This window comes from Staphylococcus sp. GDX8P80P (assembly GCF_017893095.1).
Taxonomy (GTDB): domain Bacteria; phylum Bacillota; class Bacilli; order Staphylococcales; family Staphylococcaceae; genus Staphylococcus; species Staphylococcus borealis.
Genome location: NZ_JAESMI010000102.1, coordinates 1 through 20,260, shown reverse-complemented (window position 1 = coordinate 20,260; position 20,260 = coordinate 1). Strand labels below are relative to the sequence as shown.

Annotated in this window: 20 protein-coding genes and 1 pseudogene; 13 read left to right on the top strand and 8 right to left on the bottom strand. The window is 34.1% G+C overall.

From position 1 onward, the window contains the following. Nucleotides 1-223: 223 nt before the first annotated feature. From KA858_RS09225 to KA858_RS09205, 5 genes are all read left to right on the top strand, one after another. The gene (locus KA858_RS09225; protein WP_053028594.1) at nucleotides 224-652 is read left to right on the top strand and encodes a magnetosome magnetite crystal formation protein family; all 429 of its coding nucleotides are present in this window, start codon (nucleotides 224-226) and stop codon (nucleotides 650-652) included. Between the two features lie 316 nt (nucleotides 653-968). Continuing rightward, nucleotides 969-1,568 carry a CHAP domain-containing protein gene (locus KA858_RS09220; protein ID WP_070855301.1) on the top strand — a complete coding sequence of 200 codons (600 nt, stop codon included), beginning with the start codon at nucleotides 969-971 and terminating at the stop codon, nucleotides 1,566-1,568. A 148-nt stretch (nucleotides 1,569-1,716) separates the two neighbouring features. Next, nucleotides 1,717-2,046, top strand: coding sequence for a DMT family transporter (locus KA858_RS09215; protein WP_075108035.1), 330 nt, complete (start codon nucleotides 1,717-1,719; stop codon nucleotides 2,044-2,046). Nucleotide 2,047: 1 nt separating this feature from the next. Then, on the top strand, nucleotides 2,048-2,362 hold the full coding sequence (locus tag KA858_RS09210) for a DMT family transporter (protein ID WP_210135516.1): 315 nt from the start codon (nucleotides 2,048-2,050) through the stop codon (nucleotides 2,360-2,362). A gap of 78 nt (nucleotides 2,363-2,440) precedes the next feature. Next, nucleotides 2,441-3,397: a 2-hydroxyacid dehydrogenase family protein gene (locus tag KA858_RS09205; protein ID WP_210135515.1), complete on the top strand. Its 957-nt coding sequence runs from the start codon at nucleotides 2,441-2,443 to the stop codon at nucleotides 3,395-3,397. Between the two features lie 97 nt (nucleotides 3,398-3,494). Here KA858_RS09205 and KA858_RS09200 read toward each other — a convergent pair whose 3' ends face one another. From KA858_RS09200 to KA858_RS09170, 7 genes and pseudogenes are all read right to left on the bottom strand, one after another. Continuing rightward, nucleotides 3,495-4,619, bottom strand: a complete 1,125-nt coding sequence (locus tag KA858_RS09200; protein ID WP_210135514.1) for an FAD-dependent monooxygenase — start codon at nucleotides 4,617-4,619, stop codon at nucleotides 3,495-3,497. Nucleotides 4,620-4,715: 96 nt separating this feature from the next. Continuing rightward, on the bottom strand, nucleotides 4,716-5,495 hold the full coding sequence (locus KA858_RS09195; RefSeq protein ID WP_107628972.1) for an N-acetylglucosaminidase: 780 nt from the start codon (nucleotides 5,493-5,495) through the stop codon (nucleotides 4,716-4,718). Nucleotides 5,496-5,522: 27 nt separating this feature from the next. Next, entirely contained in the window at nucleotides 5,523-5,741 is a 219-nt protein-coding gene (locus KA858_RS09190) for a hypothetical protein (protein WP_053029047.1), read from the bottom strand. Between the two features lie 161 nt (nucleotides 5,742-5,902). Continuing rightward, a complete protein-coding gene (locus KA858_RS09185) occupies nucleotides 5,903-6,376 on the bottom strand; it encodes a helical membrane plugin domain-containing protein (protein WP_053028601.1) in 474 nt (157 codons plus the stop codon). Further along, a complete protein-coding gene (gene fdhF / locus KA858_RS09180; RefSeq protein ID WP_210135513.1) occupies nucleotides 6,376-9,330 on the bottom strand; it encodes a formate dehydrogenase subunit alpha in 2,955 nt (984 codons plus the stop codon). Before fdhF ends, KA858_RS09185 begins: the two co-directional genes overlap by 1 nt. Nucleotides 9,331-9,697: 367 nt before the next feature. Continuing rightward, nucleotides 9,698-10,639 carry an LCP family glycopolymer transferase gene (locus tag KA858_RS09175; protein ID WP_210135512.1) on the bottom strand — a complete coding sequence of 314 codons (942 nt, stop codon included), beginning with the start codon at nucleotides 10,637-10,639 and terminating at the stop codon, nucleotides 9,698-9,700. 110 nt (nucleotides 10,640-10,749) lie between these two features. Then, nucleotides 10,750-11,530: pseudogene (locus tag KA858_RS09170) on the bottom strand (inositol monophosphatase family protein). Between the two features lie 388 nt (nucleotides 11,531-11,918). On the opposite strand from KA858_RS09170, the gene KA858_RS09165 reads away from it, so the two are divergent. The 6 genes from KA858_RS09165 (at nucleotide 11,919) to KA858_RS09140 (ending at nucleotide 17,521) form a co-directional block, all read left to right on the top strand. Next, entirely contained in the window at nucleotides 11,919-12,617 is a 699-nt protein-coding gene (locus KA858_RS09165) for a helix-turn-helix transcriptional regulator (RefSeq protein WP_182739049.1), read from the top strand. Nucleotides 12,618-12,690: 73 nt separating this feature from the next. Then, on the top strand, nucleotides 12,691-13,041 hold the full coding sequence (locus KA858_RS09160; RefSeq protein WP_210135511.1) for a hypothetical protein: 351 nt from the start codon (nucleotides 12,691-12,693) through the stop codon (nucleotides 13,039-13,041). A 221-nt stretch (nucleotides 13,042-13,262) separates the two neighbouring features. Beyond that, nucleotides 13,263-14,315 carry a MupG family TIM beta-alpha barrel fold protein gene (locus tag KA858_RS09155; RefSeq protein ID WP_210135510.1) on the top strand — a complete coding sequence of 351 codons (1,053 nt, stop codon included), beginning with the start codon at nucleotides 13,263-13,265 and terminating at the stop codon, nucleotides 14,313-14,315. After that, nucleotides 14,315-15,202, top strand: coding sequence for an N-acetylmuramic acid 6-phosphate etherase (murQ, locus tag KA858_RS09150; RefSeq protein ID WP_210135509.1), 888 nt, complete (start codon nucleotides 14,315-14,317; stop codon nucleotides 15,200-15,202). Before KA858_RS09155 ends, murQ begins: the two co-directional genes overlap by 1 nt. A 12-nt stretch (nucleotides 15,203-15,214) precedes the next feature. Beyond that, nucleotides 15,215-16,648: a PTS transporter subunit EIIC gene (locus tag KA858_RS09145; RefSeq protein ID WP_210135508.1), complete on the top strand. Its 1,434-nt coding sequence runs from the start codon at nucleotides 15,215-15,217 to the stop codon at nucleotides 16,646-16,648. Continuing rightward, complete coding sequence (locus tag KA858_RS09140) at nucleotides 16,649-17,521, top strand: MurR/RpiR family transcriptional regulator (RefSeq protein ID WP_210135507.1); 873 nt, start codon at nucleotides 16,649-16,651, stop codon at nucleotides 17,519-17,521. Nucleotides 17,522-17,790: 269 nt separating this feature from the next. Here KA858_RS09140 and KA858_RS09135 read toward each other — a convergent pair whose 3' ends face one another. Continuing rightward, a complete protein-coding gene (locus KA858_RS09135) occupies nucleotides 17,791-19,179 on the bottom strand; it encodes an amino acid permease (RefSeq protein WP_053028610.1) in 1,389 nt (462 codons plus the stop codon). A 421-nt stretch (nucleotides 19,180-19,600) separates the two neighbouring features. On the opposite strand from KA858_RS09135, the gene KA858_RS09130 reads away from it, so the two are divergent. Both KA858_RS09130 and KA858_RS09125 read left to right on the top strand, forming a co-directional pair. Next, nucleotides 19,601-19,951: a hypothetical protein gene (locus KA858_RS09130; RefSeq protein ID WP_210135506.1), complete on the top strand. Its 351-nt coding sequence runs from the start codon at nucleotides 19,601-19,603 to the stop codon at nucleotides 19,949-19,951. Continuing rightward, nucleotides 19,951-20,142 carry a hypothetical protein gene (locus KA858_RS09125; RefSeq protein ID WP_053028612.1) on the top strand — a complete coding sequence of 64 codons (192 nt, stop codon included), beginning with the start codon at nucleotides 19,951-19,953 and terminating at the stop codon, nucleotides 20,140-20,142. Before KA858_RS09130 ends, KA858_RS09125 begins: the two co-directional genes overlap by 1 nt. The last annotated feature ends 118 nt before the right edge of the window (nucleotides 20,143-20,260 follow it).

Here is a 20,260-nt window from a genome sequence, read left to right as displayed (position 1 = left end):
GCCGTTCTTATGGACCTACATGATGAATGGATTTATTCTTCAAGAAAATACATCAATTTTGATAAGTAGAAATGGTAAAAACATTGTATAGCATTTTACACAGGAGTCTGGACTTGACTAAAAATTAAACACACTAAATTAATTTTAAAATTAACTAATCATTTTAAAGTAACTTTGTTATATTAATAGTAATATATGATTATAAGTTGAAAGGAGTATTATTATGTCAGAATATGATAATCAATCACACAACTCTCCGATTCAGAGGGATAATGAGCAAGATGCGCGTTTAATGGCAATGTTAGTCTTCTTATTAGGCTTTTTTACTTCTATTATTGGTCCGATTATTATTTGGGCTATTAAACGTAATGAATCACAATTAGTTGATAAAGCTGGAAAAAATTACTTCAACATGCTCATTTCATATTTCATTTGGAGTGCTGTCATTGGAATTTGTATTGTTCCGTTATTCTTCATATATGCCGTTAATAATGAAGCGGTTATCATTATCGTAACAATATTAATCTTTATTCTTTCTATCTTGCTATTTGTGCTTTCTATTTTATATTTTGTATTCCACATCGTTGCTTGTGTGAAATATTTTAGTGGAAAAGCGTATGTTGTTCCATTATCAATTCGTTTCTTTAAATAAATAGCGTACCAACTAATGTTACAAATGCCTGTAACATAAATCATATGTTAACATTATCAAAATATAAGAATAATGTAGTATACATGCATATTCCAAGCATTATTACATTACGTAACCTTGAGCACCCCTTTATTACGGAGTTGTTCAAGGTTTTTGTATTTCATTTACGAAAGCGTAACAATGCACATAACGGGTTTGGAATCTGTTAAAGTATGATGTGTCGTTGGGAGCGACTAAAAACTTAAATCGAAGTCTATTCAACATATCGCTAACTTAACCTATTGTTGAATATCATATTTTGGGAGGACTTTTTACTATGAAAAAAATCATTACAATTTCAACTTTAACAGCAGGCATTGGTGTATCAGCATTAGGATTAAATGCTAACCATGCGGATGCTGCGGAATATAATCACAATCCAGCACCACAACACAATCAATTCGGTGGCGGTTATCAACAACCTCAATTTAACCAACAATCATTTAACTATAACCAAAGCACTACTTCATCTTCAATAACTGACGGAAGTACGTCATCTAGTAGTACTTCAACAACAACTACGTCATCAACACAAACGACTTCTTCAACATCTGGTAATTTATATACAGCTGGCCAATGTACGTGGTATGTTTATGACAGAGTTGGTGGCAACATTGGAAGTACTTGGGGAAATGCGAATAATTGGGCTAGTGCAGCTTCAGCAGCTGGCTACACGGTAAATCAAACACCTGAAAAAGGCGCAATTCTACAAACATCTGAAGGTACTTATGGACATGTTGCTTACGTGGAGAGCGTTAATAGTGATGGTTCTATAACTGTTTCAGAAATGAATTATTCTGGCGGACCATTTGTCAAAGATACGCGTACCATTTCAGCAAGCCAAGCAAGTGCTTATAACTATATCCACTTATCATAATTTCTATATATAATGATCAGTTAAAAGCGTATGCCTCGTTAATTAAACATTAACAGCATACGCTTTTTTAAGTTTCTCAAATTGAATTTTAATCAACGATTTGAGAGAATGAGCATATTAGTCGTTTATAGGTAAGGAGTGTTAGGTTATGCAATGGCTTAAAGTCATCTTTGCTGGTCTGATTGAAGTTGTTTGGGTAATAGGATTAAGTAATGCGCATAATTTCGTTACTTGGTTATTCACTTTAATCTTTATTGCATTAAGCTTCTATTTAATGATTTCCGCTTCTCGACATCTACCTGTTGGGACCGTTTATGCGGTGTTTGTAGGCATAGGAGCTGCTGGTACAGTGATTGCTGATATGCTTTTCTTTGGTCAACCATTTACGATTACGAAACTGGGCTTGTTACTACTATTGTTGATAGGAATTATAGGACTCAAATTATCAACGAACGACACGCCTCAAGGAGGTATGTAATATGTCATGGCTATATTTACTCATTGCGGGATTACTAGAGGTACTGGGTGTCATTTGGTTAAATCAATTTGCACGTTCAAAACAAAAAATTTATATTATTTTGATGGCAGTGACGTTCATTTTTAGTTTTAGTACTTTAAAACTGGCAATGGCGTCCATTCCAATGGGAACTGCTTACGCTATCTGGACAGGTATTGGTACTGCTGGAGGCGCTATTGTAGGAATGATATTTTATAGAGAATCAACACATTTTAGCCGTATATTCTTTATTTTCCTAATACTATTCTCTGTAATTGGCCTCAAAATAATTCAATAAAATGAAATGAATTACATTTGTATACGTTTTCTCCTTTTATTATACTTAAGGAGAAAACAATGTTAAGGAGTGAGTATCATGGAAAAAGTTTATATCGCTGGCGCAATTCCTGAAGTAGGATTAAATCTACTTAAAGAACACTTTGAAGTTGAAATGTATGATGGTGAGGGCATCATTGACAAGGAAACGCTAAAAGAAGGTGTCAAAGACGCTACTGCACTGATAAGTATCCTTTCAACGAATGTGGATCAAGAAGTAATTGATAGCGCAACTAACTTAAAAATCATTGCAAACTATGGTGCTGGATTTAATAACATCGATATTAAACACGCACGTGAAAAAGATATTGATGTTACAAATACACCTAAAGCATCAACTGCATCAACTGCTGAATTAACATTTGGCCTTGTTTTAGCCGTTGCCCGTCGCATAGTAGAGGGCGATAAATTATCTCGTACTAAAGGTTTTGACGGTTGGGCACCTTTATTCTTCAGAGGTCGTGAAGTATCAGGTAAAACAATTGGTATTATCGGTCTAGGAGAAATTGGTAGTGCAGTAGCTAAACGCGCGAAAGCTTTTGATATGGATGTCTTATATACTGGTCCACATCAAAAGAAAGAAAAAGAACGCGAAATTGGCACGAAATACGTAGATTTAAATACATTACTTGAAAATGCAGACTTCATCACGATTAATGCTGCATATAATCCAGATTTACATCATATGATTGATACTGAGCAATTCAAACGAATGAAGTCAACAGCCTATTTAATTAATGCAGGTCGTGGCCCTATTGTAAACGAAGAAGCTTTAGTAAAAGCTTTAGAAGAAAAAGAAATCGAAGGTGCTGCATTAGATGTTTATGAATTTGAACCTGACATTACGGAAGGATTAAAATCACTTGATAATGTCGTTATCACACCACATATTGGTAACGCAACATTTGAAGCTAGAGATATGATGGCTAAAATCGTTGCAAATGATACAATCAAAAAATTAAGTGGCGACACACCTCAATTTATAGTTAATAAGTAATCTAAAATTTGAAAAAAGACGGAAACTGAAAGGTCATGGCTAAGTGTATTCGTACTCACTTAAGCATGTACAATGACTTCAGTATCCGTCTTATTTTTTATTTACTTTTCGCTTTATATAAGAATTTAGTTTGTCTACTTAATAATCGTTTAGGTGTTCGCTTCATTACACCATTGCGTAATGAGATGACTAATTTGTTATCTTTTTGAGCTATTTTACCAATCTTTCTTGAGCGTTTAATGACTTTAGTAGTATGTTTAACTCTTAACTTATCATAGCGTTTTAACGCTTTGTCCAAATCGTATTCAGCTAAGCAATTGGCTAATACAATTGCATCTTCCATTGCTTGCCCTGCACCTTGCCCCATATTAGGTGTTGTTGCATGTGCTGCATCTCCTAACAATAGTATGCGTTGGTTTACAAATGATTTGATTGGTTTCATATCATATAAATCATGTTTCAGAATACCTGTTTCACTCTGTTTATCTAAAATATGGCGTACGGGTTCTGGATAATTATTGAAATATGCTTGAAGATGTGGTTTTTCAAATGATTGATATTTTGAATCCTTTTCAGACGCATTTATTGTGATAAACCAATACGCTTGATTATTGATAAGTGGGACAATACCTACGCGACCACGTTTACCCCAATATTCATTAGCTATATCTGTGTTTTGTAAATTTGCATCATCCACTAAGCCACGAAAACACGTATACCCTTGATAAAGTAGCTTGGCATTCGGATGAACAGCTTGTCTGACAACAGAATGAATGCCATCTGCACCTATACATAAATCAAAGCGCTGACTCGCATGGTTAGAGAAATGAACTAGCACTTGTTGATCAACATTATCAACTTTAATGACATCATGATCAGTATAAATACATTGAGGATTGACATAAGACTCTATGAGTTCTATTAATGTTTGTCGTGCTAAAGTAACATTTAATGTGTTTTCTTTTAATTTCACAGTAGATAAACTGTTTCCTTTGTCATCAAGAACATTCATCGCTGATAAGTTTTGACCCGCATTTTTGATACCTTTAGCTAAGTCATGTTTTCCTAATTTCTTAATGACATTATCACCAATGCCTATCCCTGCGCCAACTTCACTAATGCTTGGTTGTCTTTCAAAGATAGAAACGTCATGTCCTTTTTCTGAAAGTAGTGCACCAGCGGTTAAACCACCTATTCCTGCACCAATTATTGCAATTTTCATTTATTTACACCTCAGTATTAAATCCTACTAAATTTTATCATAACTATTCTTTATCATTGCAGTTGGAAATGTAACATCCTGCAATTGTTAACCTAATCAAGAGGTATAGAAGTTTTTGCGAATATCATCTTTTTTAATACCAAATTCATCATAATATGATTGCATAAATGTGGCGATATGATCTGCCCATAAGATATCGCTCGCATACTGATGCTGACCTGGATTCTTAGGATTCCATCGCATTTGATAGAGCGTAATTTGGTCATTATCAAAATAGTTCGCACGAATAAATTTGGCACCACCTAGTATTGCTTTGCGTGGTGTCGTCCATGCTGCTTCTTTCGCGTAGCTTTTACCTGTATGTATTGCATTTTCATCGAAGGCACCCACACCAAAAAAATTATAATACCGTGTCTTGCCATCTTTGATACCACTAGCGAGTTTAGATTCACCATTCGCCGTTTCAACACGTGCATGGCTTATTAAGTAGATGATATTCACTTTATATTTATCTTGCGCCTCTATAAAAGCATCGGCTTGATTTTCAAGAATACCGTATCCTTTTAGCATCTGATTTACTTCTTGTTTCGACATTGGAACTTGTTGTGAAATATCCATGTATTTAAAGTTATTATCATCTCGTGATATGCGCATCGCCTTCTCTATGTCTTGGTTATTCGCATTCACAAATTGACCATTGCTTTCAACTGTATTTAACACACTTGTATCCGTTTGTTTCTGTAATGCTTCTTGAAAGCTATAATGACGATCATTTTCCAACAAATCCGAGTGATTAATAATTAATAAAACAATGAAAATAATGATGATAGTGCCTAACAATATGATTGGCAAACGTAAATGAGATAATTGTTTCATGTCACTGACAATCCTTTATATAGCTAATTAAGATAAATATAAGTAAGTAATGATAATAACAATTAAGACAATCGCAAACGATATGTTGATGACAATCTTCATGCCAGTTCGGTCTCTGAATAATACATTGAAGATAACCAAACTAATTGCCAGTGATACAGCAAACATTGAAATGGCTAGCACCATTTGCATCATCACTAAAAAAATAATTCCTAAAATAATGAACACATTAGAAATCACTGTCATAATTTTAATTGCGTTTGGATGAATTGTTCTCACCCCTTTTTATTAATATATAGTCCACCTTACCATAATTTAAGTTGAAAGTACTTATAAATTTATTTAAAGAAACGAAGTAAGGAGTGAGACTGAATTCATCGTCTCACTCCCTACTTATTTTAATTACATTATTTCTCGTCTCTTGACATACCTTTCAGTAAGTTAAGCATATATGTTAAGCTACGATTCATATCATCGTCTTTAAGTACACCCATTAGACTACGAATACTTGTTTTAGCATTAGGATTAGCTTGATTTGCAACATGTAAGCCTTTATTCAGTTTATTTAAGAATTGGCTTAATTCTTGTACATTGAGCTCACCTAACATAAAGACCATTGGTGCTAAATTTGTAATTAAACCTGCATATAAGTCTTTATTAAGCTCGGTCATAAATTTATTAATGATCACTTGACGTCCTCTAATGCCGCCATTCATTAAATCAAGAATTTTCGCCTCATCTAATGCTTTCACTATACGAATTGCTTTTAAAATACTATCTTTATTTTCAGCAATAGCATCTGTGACTTCATTAATACTTTCAAGTTTAATTTGCGCTTCAGACTTCTCTAAACGTTTAATTTTTGTTATTCTTTCAGCCATTATTTATCCACCACATTTCCTGGGAAAACATAATCAGGACGTTCCCATTTTTTCTGTACTTGGACACTATATTGCGGATTACGTTGCTTATCGACACGGAAGTTTGTTGGATTTAATGGTGACTTACCTTTACGTGTCAATACTTCCATACGACAACTTGTTCGTTTATATGATGGTGTGTCTGTATATTGATCGACATCACTGTTCGTTAATTTATTGATAGCACCTAAATCACCATTTGACATAGCATCATTATTTAAAGGAATATAGATTTCTTTACCTTTAACTCGATCGGTAATTGTGGCAATCAATATTGCTTCCCCAGTTTCAGAAATCAATCGTAGTTCTGCACCTTCATGAATATCACGTTCTTTTGCTAGTTCTGGTGAAATTTCAACAAATGCATTAGGCATTTTATATTTAATCATTTCAGTTTGATATGTCATATTACCTTCATGGAAATGTTCAAGTAAACGACCGTTGTTAACATGTAAATCATAAACTTCATCTTCTTTGAAGAAGTTATCAAATGTTAATGGGAATAATTTAGCACGACCATTTTCAAAGTTAAAACCATTCATATATAACGTTGGTTCATCTGTACCATCTGGTGCAACAGGCCATTGAAGACTGTTGAAACCTTGTAATCGATCATAGCTTACACCAGCGTATAGTGGTGTGAGTCGTGCAATTTCATCCATGATTTCTGATGGATGTTTATAACCCCAATCATAGCCCATTCTTTGAGCGATTAATTGGAAGATTTGCCAATCTGGTTTAGAATCTCCTAATGGTTTTAAAGCTTGGTTGATTCGTTGAATACGACGTTCTGTATTCGTGAACGTACCATCTTTTTCAAGTGATGGACTTGCTGGTAAAACAACATCTGCATATGTTGCTGTAAATGTTAAGAACTCATCTTGAACAACTAAGAATTCTACTTTTTCTAATGCAGATTGTACGAAATTGATGTTAGAGTCAACGATTCCTGTATCTTCACCGTATAAGTATAATGATTGAATATCTCCATTATGGATACCTTCCATCATTTGGTGATTATCGCGACCAGGTTTTGGATTTAATTTGACACCATATTCTTTCTCAAACTTCGCTCTCACTTCGTCATTGTCAACTTTTTGATATCCAGTAAATTGATCCGGCATACTACCCATATCACTCGCACCTTGTACGTTATTATGACCACGTAGTGGATAAGCACCTGAACCTGGTTTTCTGTAGTTACCAGTTACAAGTAGTAAGTTAGAAATTGCTGTACTTGTATCACTACCGATATCTTGTTGTGTAACACCCATAGCCCAACAAATTGACATTGATTCTGCTTTAGCCGCTTCTTCTGCAAAGCTAATAATTTGTTCTTTAGGAATACCAGTTGCTTCTTCTGCAAAATCCATTGTAAATAGTTCTAATGATTTATAATAATCTTCGTAATTATCTACCCATTCATTTAAGAAGTCTTTATCATGCAAATCATTGTCAATGATATATTTTGTAGCTGCGCCTAACCAAACTAAATCAGTACCAGGTTTAGGTTGATAAAAAGCATCAGCACGTTCAGCCATTTCATGTTTTCTGATATCAAATACATGCATTTTTGAACCAAATAGTTTTTGTCCACGTTTCATTCTAGAAGCAATGACTGGGTGCGCTTCAGCTGTATTTGTACCAATTAATACAGTCATTGCAGCTCTCTCAAGGTCTTCAATTGAACCTGAGTCACCGCCGTGACCTACTGTTCTAAATAAACCTTTAGTCGCTGGCGCTTGGCAATATCTTGAACAGTTATCAACGTTGTTAGAACCAAAGACTTGTCTAGATAGTTTTTGCATTAAATAAGACTCTTCATTTGTACCTTTAGATGATGCGATAAATGCAAGATGATCGCCACCGTATTCATCTTTAATGCGTTTGAAGTTAGATTCAATTACATCCAACGCTTCATCCCATTCAACTTCATGGAACTCACCGTCTTTTCTCACAAGTGGTTTTGTTAAACGTTGGTCTGAATTAATATGACCCCAAGAGAATTTACCTTTCACACATGTAGCAATTTTGTTTGCTGGTGAATCGTGTGATGGTTGAACTTTAAGCACTTCTCTATCTTTAGTCCAAACATCAAATGAGCAACCTACGCCACAATATGTACAAACTGTTTTCGTTTTCTTAATACGTTCTTTACGCATTTCCGCTTCAGAATCTGATACTGCGAATAAAAGACCATCACCTGGTTCAGCTTTCTTAGTTAAATCAATCATTGCTGCTAATGAACCTGGTTCAGTATCTGTCATATAACCAGCATTGCCCTCCATGTTAACTTCCATCATGGCATTACAAGGACAAACAGTTGCACATTGACCACATGATACACATGATGACTCATTAATCGGAACATCATTATCCCAGATAACTCTAGGATGTTCACGATTCCAGTCGATTGAGATGGTTTCATTTACTTCGATATCCTGACATGCTTCGACACATCGACCACAGAGAATACATTGATCTGGGTCATATCGATAAAATGGACCATAGTCTTTTTCATATGGCTTCGTCTTATATTCGTATGACTGCTCCTCTAACCCCCATGCATCCATGGCATTATGTATTTCACAGTCACCGTTATTATAATCACATACTGTACAATACAACATGTGTTTTTCTAAAATACGATCTAAAGCTTCTTTTTGGCTCGCTTTCACATCGCTATTTTGAGTATTAACTGTCATAGGTCGATCTACAACAGTGCTACACGCACGTTCAATTTTGCCGTCAATTTCGACCATACATGTATCACATGTTTGGATTGGTCCCATTGACTCGTTATAACAAATTGAAGGTACGAAAGTATCACGAGATTTTATAAACTCGAGCAAACTTGTTCCTGGTTCTACAAGATAATCTGTGCCATCAAGCGTGACGATTAAATGTTCTTGCATACTCTCCACCCCATCTATATTAAAATTTTCCGTAAAATGACTTTAACGACGTAACCATTCCATTCCAATACCCCACATATATTGAACATAGAATTACATTAATTGTATTACTTATTTCATTAAATGTTAAGCGTTTCATAAATTTTTGCAATTTTAAAAGAATTAAATATTAATAATACATTCCACTATTACAAACCTAATTTTTAAATATATATTATATTTTAATTTTTTAGAGTATACAAAAAGAGGTAGGACCAAACACTTTTAAGTTTGATAGCCTACCTCTATAAGTATAGGTTTACTTGAATAGCAAAAGAGAAAGAGTGGGACAACGCATTTATTTTAACTTTTGTCCCGTTCATAATGCTTACAAGTTATTATTTAACACATCTGTAGCATTCTGTTTTGAGTTATCATTTGGTATAAAGTACCAAAGGCCATCATCTTGAATGCCTCCTTGCCCTTCTAATTGATGACGGTTCACTGTTGCATTGGCGTTTTTATAATTTTTTCTAATATCGTTCATGTCATTTAACGTTAAATCTGTTTTTACATTTTTCTGGATTTGATTCATTAATGATGGGAAATGGGTCAATGCTGACGTACTTGTCATCTTATTAGCCATCGCTTGAAGGATTAATTGTTGTCGTTCTTGACGACCGAAATCGCCACCAGCACCCTCTTCTTTACGACTACGTATAAAGGCCATTGCAGTATCACCATCTACGTGTGTAGATTGACCTTTTACAAAGTTTGTTCTTTTCGTAGTGAAAGTATCATTACTCGTAACATCGACGCCACCTAAAGCATCAATCATATCATGTAAGCCATCCATATCAACCGTCGCATAATGATCGATAGGGACATTCATTAGTTTCTCTAATGATTTAACAGCCATCGTCGGCCCACCATAAGCATAAGCATGATTGATTTTCTCTGTTGTACCTTTACCTACAATATCAGCTTGTGTATCTCGAGGCACACTGACGATTTCTGTTGTTTGTTTCTTCGGATTAACAGAAAGAAGCATGATTGTGTCACTTCTTTCACCATCATTTTGACTTTTACGTTGTGCATCTGAGTCAACACCAAATAATGCAATGGTAAATGGGTCACCGTTAGATAAACTTATATTCTTTGATCTCAATTCTGAATGTTGTCTATTTAATGGATTATGAATCTTACCACTCGTGATAAAAATACTAGCCACCACAAAAATTGTCGCTACAATTGCTAGTACAAACAATATTCCTATAAACCATGTAACTATTTTTACGGGCAGGCTCATTCGTTTATGCGTTCTACGCATCCTACCACTCCTATTCTTTTTTATGAATTAATATCATAATTATATATTAAAATGATTAACTTGCTATACGTCTTAAGAACTAACTTTTCTTAAACTAGCGATTATGAGTATTAAATATGATAGCCACCATCTCGATTGATAATAGCCAAAATAGCTTTATAACAACCACGGTTACTAATAATGAAAGGACCACTCTTAGCAAAGTCTAAAGGTTCGCCATTTAATTGTGTCATTTCCAGATTTAATTCTTTTGCAAATAAAAATTGTGCTGCTATATCCCACGGTTTAGGGTTTGTATTAATATGTGCGCCAAATTGCCCTTTGATGACTCTGACTGAATCTAATCCACATGATCCAATATTTCTCACGCTGAATGACGCATCATATAATGCTTTACTTGTATCCTCATTTATATATTGTGTTCCAAAAGAAATGATAGCATCACGTAATTGTAATTCACGAGGTGGCAATAATGGCTGATGCCCCCTTACCCGCTACAGCCTTGTACAATTTATCATGAGGATAATCATATATGTACGACAGTTTAGGTTCCCCATCAACGAAATATGCAATGATAATACAATAATCTTCTTGTTGCTTAACCAAATTTGCCGTACCATCAATTGGATCCATAATCCATAAATGACCCTCGTATGGCTGAATCGTATCATTATCTTTTTCTTCAGCTAACAATTGATGACCAGGAAAGTGTTCAGATAAATACATTTCAAATTTGTTTTGAAGTTGCTTGTCTACATTAGTAACTAAATCAAAGCGATTTAGTTTGGTATCCGTAGACATATCTTTGATTAATTGTGGAATAACATCATCTAAGTGTGTTAACCAATTCATGATATGTGTATCTATATAATGAAGTTCATTTTGCATCATTTCACCTCAACGATCTATTTCACTTTATTGTATCTTACTGTATTTATTTGTCATAGGTATTTTTAAATTACAACACAAAAAAATCGGCTAGTCATCTGCTAGCCGACAAATAGAAAGGAAAGTAAGTAATAAATATTGAAGATGTTTCGATGTAACTCGAACGATTCACAACAAGCTATCTGTTATATAGCTTCTACCCCTTTGTTTGAATTCGTTCTCCCCTGTTACAAATAATATATTAGCATAAAACGCTTTGATTTGTAAGCGTTTTCTAAATAAAAAATGTTTAATTTTACACACATAATCTACGACTATTCTCAAAATGTCTTCAATGTCAGTGTTATGTTATAATTAATGTAATATGTAATGGTTATAGGTGGTGTTTATGTTGAAGAAATTGGATCGCCAAAATCAAATTATTTCATTGATACAACAAGGTAAAACAATCAATGCATCAGAACTGGCACAACACTTAAATGTTTCTGTTCGTACAATTAGTCGTGATATTGCTGATTTAGAAAATCAAGGTGTTCAAATATACGCACATAAAGGGAAACATGGTGGCTATCAAATTCAAAATTCTGAGGATAAAATACAAATTCATTTTAATGAACAGCAATTAGTATCTCTATATTTAACCTTAATAGAAAGCCAATCTTATTCAACATTACCTTATACGAAAGAGATTGAATCTATTATTAATCAGCTTATCAATATACCTAACACGCATGTTCGTAAATCACTTACCCATATGACTGACTTAATTAAATTCGAAGATACAGAACAAATTACTTTACCTCGTCTATTTACAGACATATTAATCTATAGTTCTGAGCGAAATGTTATGTTGATTGACTTCAATGATCATCATGACACTATTGCTGAAAATGTGATATTTATTGGTTTACTATGTCGTAATGGTGAATGGCTAGCCATTATATATGAAATCGGTTTAGGTCGAACACGGGAACTACCAGTACTCGATATTTATGATATTTCTTATTCCTTCGAAAAGACGATTAAAACATACGATATTTCAATACAAAATTATACTCAATTTTTAAATCCAATCGAGCATACTGACTAATATGTTCGGTTGGTCCTCTACGTTCTACCTCTTTTAAGACTTAATACCTTCAAAGTAAGGAGTTTCGCATACCTTGGATCAATTAACTCAAATTCGTCAACAACTCATTTTGCTACTCACGCACATCGAAAAGATACGATATTACTATCTAATGGATGACCGGTACTTAAATCAAGAAATTGACGCGTATCATACTTCGATTCATCATTTCAGTCATGATTTAGCTTTAACGCTTCAAAATGACACTAACAATAGTCACACATCCCCTTCACTTGAACTCAAACATACTTATAATAAATTACTGAATCATTTATCCTCACACCCGTTACATGATTTTCAACAAGGAACAATATTAATTGATTTGCAACAACGCCAAAATCAAATTCACCAAACATTCGTTCACTTGTTAAATGCGTTCCAGTAGTTTCATTCCCCCTGTCCAACCATCGATGCCCATGATTTCTTCAAACTTTTATGCATCTTTCTTAGTTATAAATTCACATCAATTCTATCATTCAATCTCATCTTTAAATACTTAGCGATCCACCAATTAAATATAAAAATTATATAATATATATGTAAATTGTAATAAAAAACGTGAAACGCTATAATTGTAAGTGATTACAGTAATTAAGGAGGATTCACATGCTAGGTTTCTCAGTTTATTTAGGTCAACCATTAAATACTTCTTATATTTTAGATATGGTTCATCTTGGTTATGACGTTATTTTCACATCATTACAAATACCTGAGGAAAATGATGAGACAAAATTGACGTATTTGGGAGAATTATGTCAATTGTTAAAAGATACATCAGTAACCTATATCATTGATATCAATCCTTCATTGCTGAATCAAAATGTTTACCGTTTTTTCGATCAATTTCCAAATGGGGATTTTGTTATTAGAATAGATGAAGATTTTAAGCGTAGTTTAATAGAAGACTTATATCAGCATCATTTAAAGTGTTGTTTAAATGCTAGTACGATTACTGCTCATACCCTTGATACACTTTATAATCAAAAATCATTACCGAAAATCTATTTTTGCCATAATTACTACCCTAGACCTGATACAGGTTTAGCTCTAAGTTTCATTGAACAACAAAATGAGCTTATACGAAAATATGATGAACATGCTCCGATTATGGCCTTTATTCCTGGAACTACTTTTAGAGGTCCAATATTCAAGGGACTTCCAACTATTGAGCAACACAGACATATGACGTTACTTCAATCTGCACAAGCTTTAGTTCATTCTAGACTAAACTATATTCTTATTGGTGACACTGCTATCACCCGCTCAGAGGCAATCGCTTTACAGCAGATGGTTGATCATCGTCATTTCAAGCTTCGTCTAAGTTATTTTGATGAATCATACGAGCAACTCATCTTCAAACATCATACATCTCGACTTGATGCGCCAGAATTTGTCATACGATCTAAGTATTCTAGATCAACAAAGGTCAGTATTCCTCCTAATAATCATTCGAATCATAATCGCACTAGAGGAGATATTACAGTGGATAATTCACTTAACAAACGTTACGAAGGTGAGTTGCAAATTATTAAATCAGATTTGCCTAGTCATAAAGCGATTAATCATGTTGCTTCAATATGTGCTGAAGATATAGCAATGATTGACTTAATCCAACCTGGTGACACTTTTGAATTTATTACTGAAAAGGAGAAACGCTAATGGAACATTTAACAACTGAAAGTAGAAATACACAAACGATGCATTTAGATGAAATGTCTATTTTAGAAGCTTTAAAAGCAATGAATCAAGAAGATCAATTAGTAGCTAAAGCAGTAGCCTCTATACTGCCACAGTTAAATAAAGTCATTGAAGCAACCATCACTCGATTTCGCGATGGTGGTCGCATTATATATATTGGAGCAGGTACAAGTGGTCGTTTAGGTGTATTAGATGCAGCCGAATGTGTTCCAACCTTTAATACACAGCCAAATGAAGTGATTGGTTTAATTGCTGGAGGTCAACAAGCTATGACTGAAGCAATCGAGGGTGCTGAAGATAACGTAGAAATGGGAATGACCGATTTAAAAACAATCCATTTAAATCATAAAGATGTTGTCGTAGGTATTTCCGCTAGTGGACGTACGCCTTATGTTAAAGGAGCGTTAACGTACGCTAATGAAACCAATGCAATGACAGTCGCTCTATCATGCAATTCAAATAGTGACATCAGTACAATCGCTAATCATGCACTTGAAGTCAATGTTGGACCTGAAGTACTAGCTGGCTCTACGAGACTAAAATCAGGCACAGCACAAAAGCTTGTGCTTAATATGATATCAACCATGACTATGATTGGTGTTGGAAAAGTGTATGATAACTTGATGGTTGACTTAAAGGCGACAAATTACAAACTTGAACAACGCTCTATACATATTATTGAAGACATTTGTGGCTTAACTTTTGAAGAAGCGCAATCATTATATCAACAAGCCGACAATGATATCAAAGTTGCAATCGTTATGAATCTATGTGACACAACGAAAAGTGATGCTAAATCGAGACTAGTAAAGCATAACGGTATTGTGAAACAAGCAATACAATCTTAAGGAGGCAATGATATGAATAAGGATCAACAATTAGCCCATCATATCTTAGATGCGGTTGGTGGCATTGATAACGTGGATAATATCATTCATTGTATGACACGTGTGCGTTTAAAAATAAATGATGCGTCAAAAATTGATTACTCAAAGCTTAAAAATATAGATGGTGTACTCGGCGTAGTACAAGATGAGCGTCTTCAAGTCGTGGTTGGACCCGGTATAGTTAATAAGGTATCAGCTGAAATGGTCAAGCTAAGTGGTGTGCAACTAGGAGAAGATATCCCCCACCATAGCAATAAGTCTAATATTGAAGCGCAAGCTAAAGAAAATAAAAATGACTATCAACAAAAGCACAAACAAAGTAAACTTAACAAGATTTTAAAGTCTATTGCTAACATCTTTATACCATTAATCCCTGCATTTATAGGTGCCGGTTTAATTGGTGGTATTGCGGCAGTACTCAATAACTTTATTACAGCAGGCACTATTTCAGCAGATTGGGTCAAACAGCTTGTAGCCGTACTTAATGTCATTAAAGATGGTATGTTAGCGTATTTAGCTATCTTTACTGGATTTAATGCTGCTAAAGTATTCGGTGCAACGCCAGGTTTAGGTGGTGTTATTGGGGGTACCACATTATTAACAGGTATTACTGAAGACAACCCAATCAAAAATATCTTTACTGGTGAACCTTTATTAGCAGGTCAAGGTGGTATTATAGGGGTTATCTTAGCAGTATGGTTATTAAGTATGATTGAGAAAAAGCTACATAAAGTCGTTCCAAATGCAATAGATATTATCGTAACACCAACAATATCATTACTCATTATAGGTTTGCTAACGATATTCCTAATTATGCCTATTGCCGGATTTATATCTGACGGTTTGGTGGGCGTCGTAAATTGGGTTATTGGTGTAGGTGGCATATTTAGCGGATTTATTATAGGTGCGTTCTTCTTACCACTTGTTATGTTAGGCTTACATCATATATTCACCCCGATACACATCGAATTAATTAATCAATCTGGTGCAACTTACTTACTACCTATCGCAGCAATGGCCGGTGCTGGACAAGTAGGTGCAGCTTTAGCTTTATGGGTAAGATGTAAACACAATACAACACTAAGAAATGCGATTAAAGGTGCATTACCTGTTGGTTTCTTAGGAATTGGTGAACCGCTTATTTATGGTGTGACTTTACCATTAGGTCGACCTTTTATTACCGCTTGTATCGGTGGTGGTATTGGCGGTGCCGTTATCGGTGGAATTGGACATATCGGTGCTACCGCAATAGGACCTAGTGGTATTTCATTATTACCTTTAATTGCACATCAGAAATATTTAGGCTACATTATAGGATTACTATCTGCGTACCTAGGTGGTTTTATTTTCACATACTTTTTCGGTACGACTAAAGAAATGAGAAACTTAAATAAACTAGGTGATTAGATGACAAACATTTTATATTTAATCGACGACAATTATCCTTCTTTTTCTAAAAATGAAAAGAAATTATCACGATTCATATTAAACTCACCACATAAAGTGATTCGCATGTCGAATCAGGAGATTGCTGAAGAACTGGAAATGAGTGTTTCAACATTAAATCGATATAGCCAAAAATTAATTAATCAAAGCTTTCATGAAGTCAGAACACAATTAGCAACTTTATTCCCTAAAAAGGAAACGCCGTATAAGATTGAACTGCTTAACAATGAGTCGGTAGACACTTTAAAAAAGAAGTTATATCATCGTGCAGAAGAAGCACTTCAAAAGAGTTCTACCTTTGCAGATAATGCAACAATAGATAACATATGCAAACAGTTTAAACGTGCGAATACGATTTTTATATTTGGCTATGGCGCATCATACGTCTGTGCTACGGATTTATATCAAAAATTATCGCGTATTGGGCTAAATGTTCAACTTGTACAAGAAACACATTTATTTACAACGATGTTGTCTACGCATGATAAGGATGATTGTGTAGTATTTATAACGAATAACGGCGATCAAAGTGAACTTCGAGCGATGGTCAAAGTGGTTTCAGATTACCATATTCCAATTATTACCATCTCAAGTTCTGAGCATAATCATGTAGCCAAGCTTTCTGATATTGTTCTAACGTATGGCCATTCAGACGAAAATGAATTGCGTATGGGAGCAACTACTTCTTTATTTGCTCAGATGTTTACGATTGATGTTCTTTTCTATCGTTATATTGCATTAAATTATGAAACGTCATTAGATTTCATCACGCAATCAAAAATGGCACTTGATAATTATCGTAAGCATTTATCAAATGTGGAATTTAAGCATTAACCTTTTCAAACAAGACATAAGATATAGAAAAGCCAGTAAGTGAATTTAATAAAAATTCTCTTACTGGCTTATTTAATGTAACTAAGACATTATGACTTGGGTTTTAGTTCATTTTGTTACGACGCTTTCTTTCGGTAAAAGTGTTAAAAAGAGAGCGGTACAGAATTGATTTAAATTCATTGTACCACTCCCCTTCATATGAATCTAAGCGCCGTGTGTCTTAGTCCATTTTGAATCATGTGTTGATGATGTTTGATTTATTTATGCGTTTATTTAACTTTACGGTATCCATCATTTTTGTGATGTCCACGAACGAAGTAGTAAGTCGTTACCGCTGCTAAGAAAATAATACCAATGACAACTGAAACAACTGTTTCTTTGTTGAATAACATACCAATTAATACAATTAATAAGAATAAGATTGTAATTGCACTAGCAAACGTTCCACCTGGCATTTTGAATGGATGACCTTCAACCTTCTCAGGATGCAATCTTCTGAAACGAATGTGACTAATTAAAATCATAAACCAAGGAATCATACCAGGTAATATGGATGCACTATATACATATACGAAAATACTATCCGCACCTTTAATAAATAAAGGAAGAATAACATTTAATAACGCACCTACTAAGATACCTAAAGCAATGGCTAATACTGGATAGAATGGTACACCATTTTTCATAACTCGTGTAAAGATTTTAGGCATTTGACCTTTTTGACCTAATGTAAAGATCATACGACTTGCACTAAAGATACCTGAGTTACATCCAGATAATGCTGCAGTTAAAACAACGAAGTTAATTAATCCAGCTGCAAAAGTGATACCAATTTTAGCAAATGTAGCTACGAATGGGCTACCGATTTCACCTAATTGATCCCATGGGTAGATAGTAACAATTACGAAAATCGCACCAATGTAGAAAATTAATATACGCCAAATAACACCGTTTACTGCACTTTTAATATTTTTCTGAGGATCTTTTGTTTCTCCGGCAGTGATACCAATTAATTCAACGCCTTGGTAAGAACCAATAACAATTGATAATGCAAAGAAGAAACCTACAAATCCATTAGGCATAAAGCCACCATGAGACCATAAATTTGAAAGTCCAATCGCATGGCCACCATTACCAATTCCAAAGAAGATTAATCCTAAACCAGCAATGATCATTAATATAATTGTTACAACTTTAATCATTGCAAACCAGAATTCAAATTCACCGAATGCTTTTACAGAAGTTAAGTTAGCTGCTAATAATAGTAGCACCGCAACAACACCAGGAATCCATTGTGGCAAGTTCGGGAACCAATAATTCATATACTCGCCCACTGCAATAACTTCACTCATTCCTACAACAATCCATTGGAAGATATTACTCCATGCTGTCATATATCCTGCTGCAGGGTGAATGTAATCACTCGCAAATGTAGCGAAAGATCCAGTAGTTGGATTTAAGTAAATCATTTCCCCCATTGCTCTCATGATTAAGAATAAAAAGATCCCTGCGATTAAATATGCAAAAATAACTGATGGACCAGTCCATTTAATCGTACTTGTTGCTCCCATAAATAAACCAACACCAATAGTACCACCAAGTGCGATCATTCTAATTTGACGTGCACTTAGCCCCCTATGTAATTCATTGTTATCCATTAAAATAACCCCATCTCTATTAAATCTAAGGTTCGAATACTTTTGTCTTTCAGAAAACCCTCTTTTGCTTTCCTTCTTTTCCCTTAAAAGTTCCTTTACCTTAATGAAGTTATTATACTATAATTTGACAAAATTAAAACATAAATTTTACAACTTTTTGAAATCGCTTCCATTACTGTTGTAATAACTCTTTTCAAATTTTTAAAAACCTTGATTTTACAGTATTTTTGCTATTTAAACAAAGTTACTTTTTACAATATTTTTTATTGAGATTTTTCACTTTTGCAAATAATCTTTTTTTAATTCAATTGTTTATAATCATTTTCTAAGCGTTTAATGGATGAGGATGTCGCAAAAATTAATTTAGAGTGTGATATACTTTTGTTAGAATTTTACTGGTCAATACAAGGAGTATTAATGAATGCAAGCATTGTTAAAAAAGAGTGTTAAAATTTCTATTATATTTGGCATCGTTTTCTTTCTATTAAACTATTTCAGTGCCAATCATGATAGCGTTAATCCACTAATCATAAGAACAATTATCGCAACTTTAACTTTTTTCTTATTATATTTTGCTGTGTTTACAATTTTTAATTCAGATGAGCGTAAGTTAAAATTTGGCATTACGTTGCCAATCGCTTTAATTATTTTCATTATTATAGGTGCCCTCTTCTTTACACTGGAAATGGGTGTTATAGCGGGTCTCATTGTTGGCCTTTTAGCAGGATTTATTTGGGAATGGATTGATAAACAGAATGGAGGTACAAAATAATGTCTGTCACAATAGGTATCATTTTAATTATTGTCTTACTTATACTAAGTTTAGTGCCTAATTATAAAGCGATGCAACAAGCTAAATCACAAGGTCAAAAATCCACACGTTATACGATTATGGTAGGTATTGATTTAATTCTCATCGTCTTATTAATCGTCACTATTATATTAAAAGTATTTATGAACTAAGCTGTAATCATTGTTTAATCGTAAAACTAGATTTTATAGAAAAGAATATAAAGCACTCGATAGTTAGTAAATAGAAAAGAGAGGCACTGAATTTTTAAAAATTCAGTGCCTCTTTTTT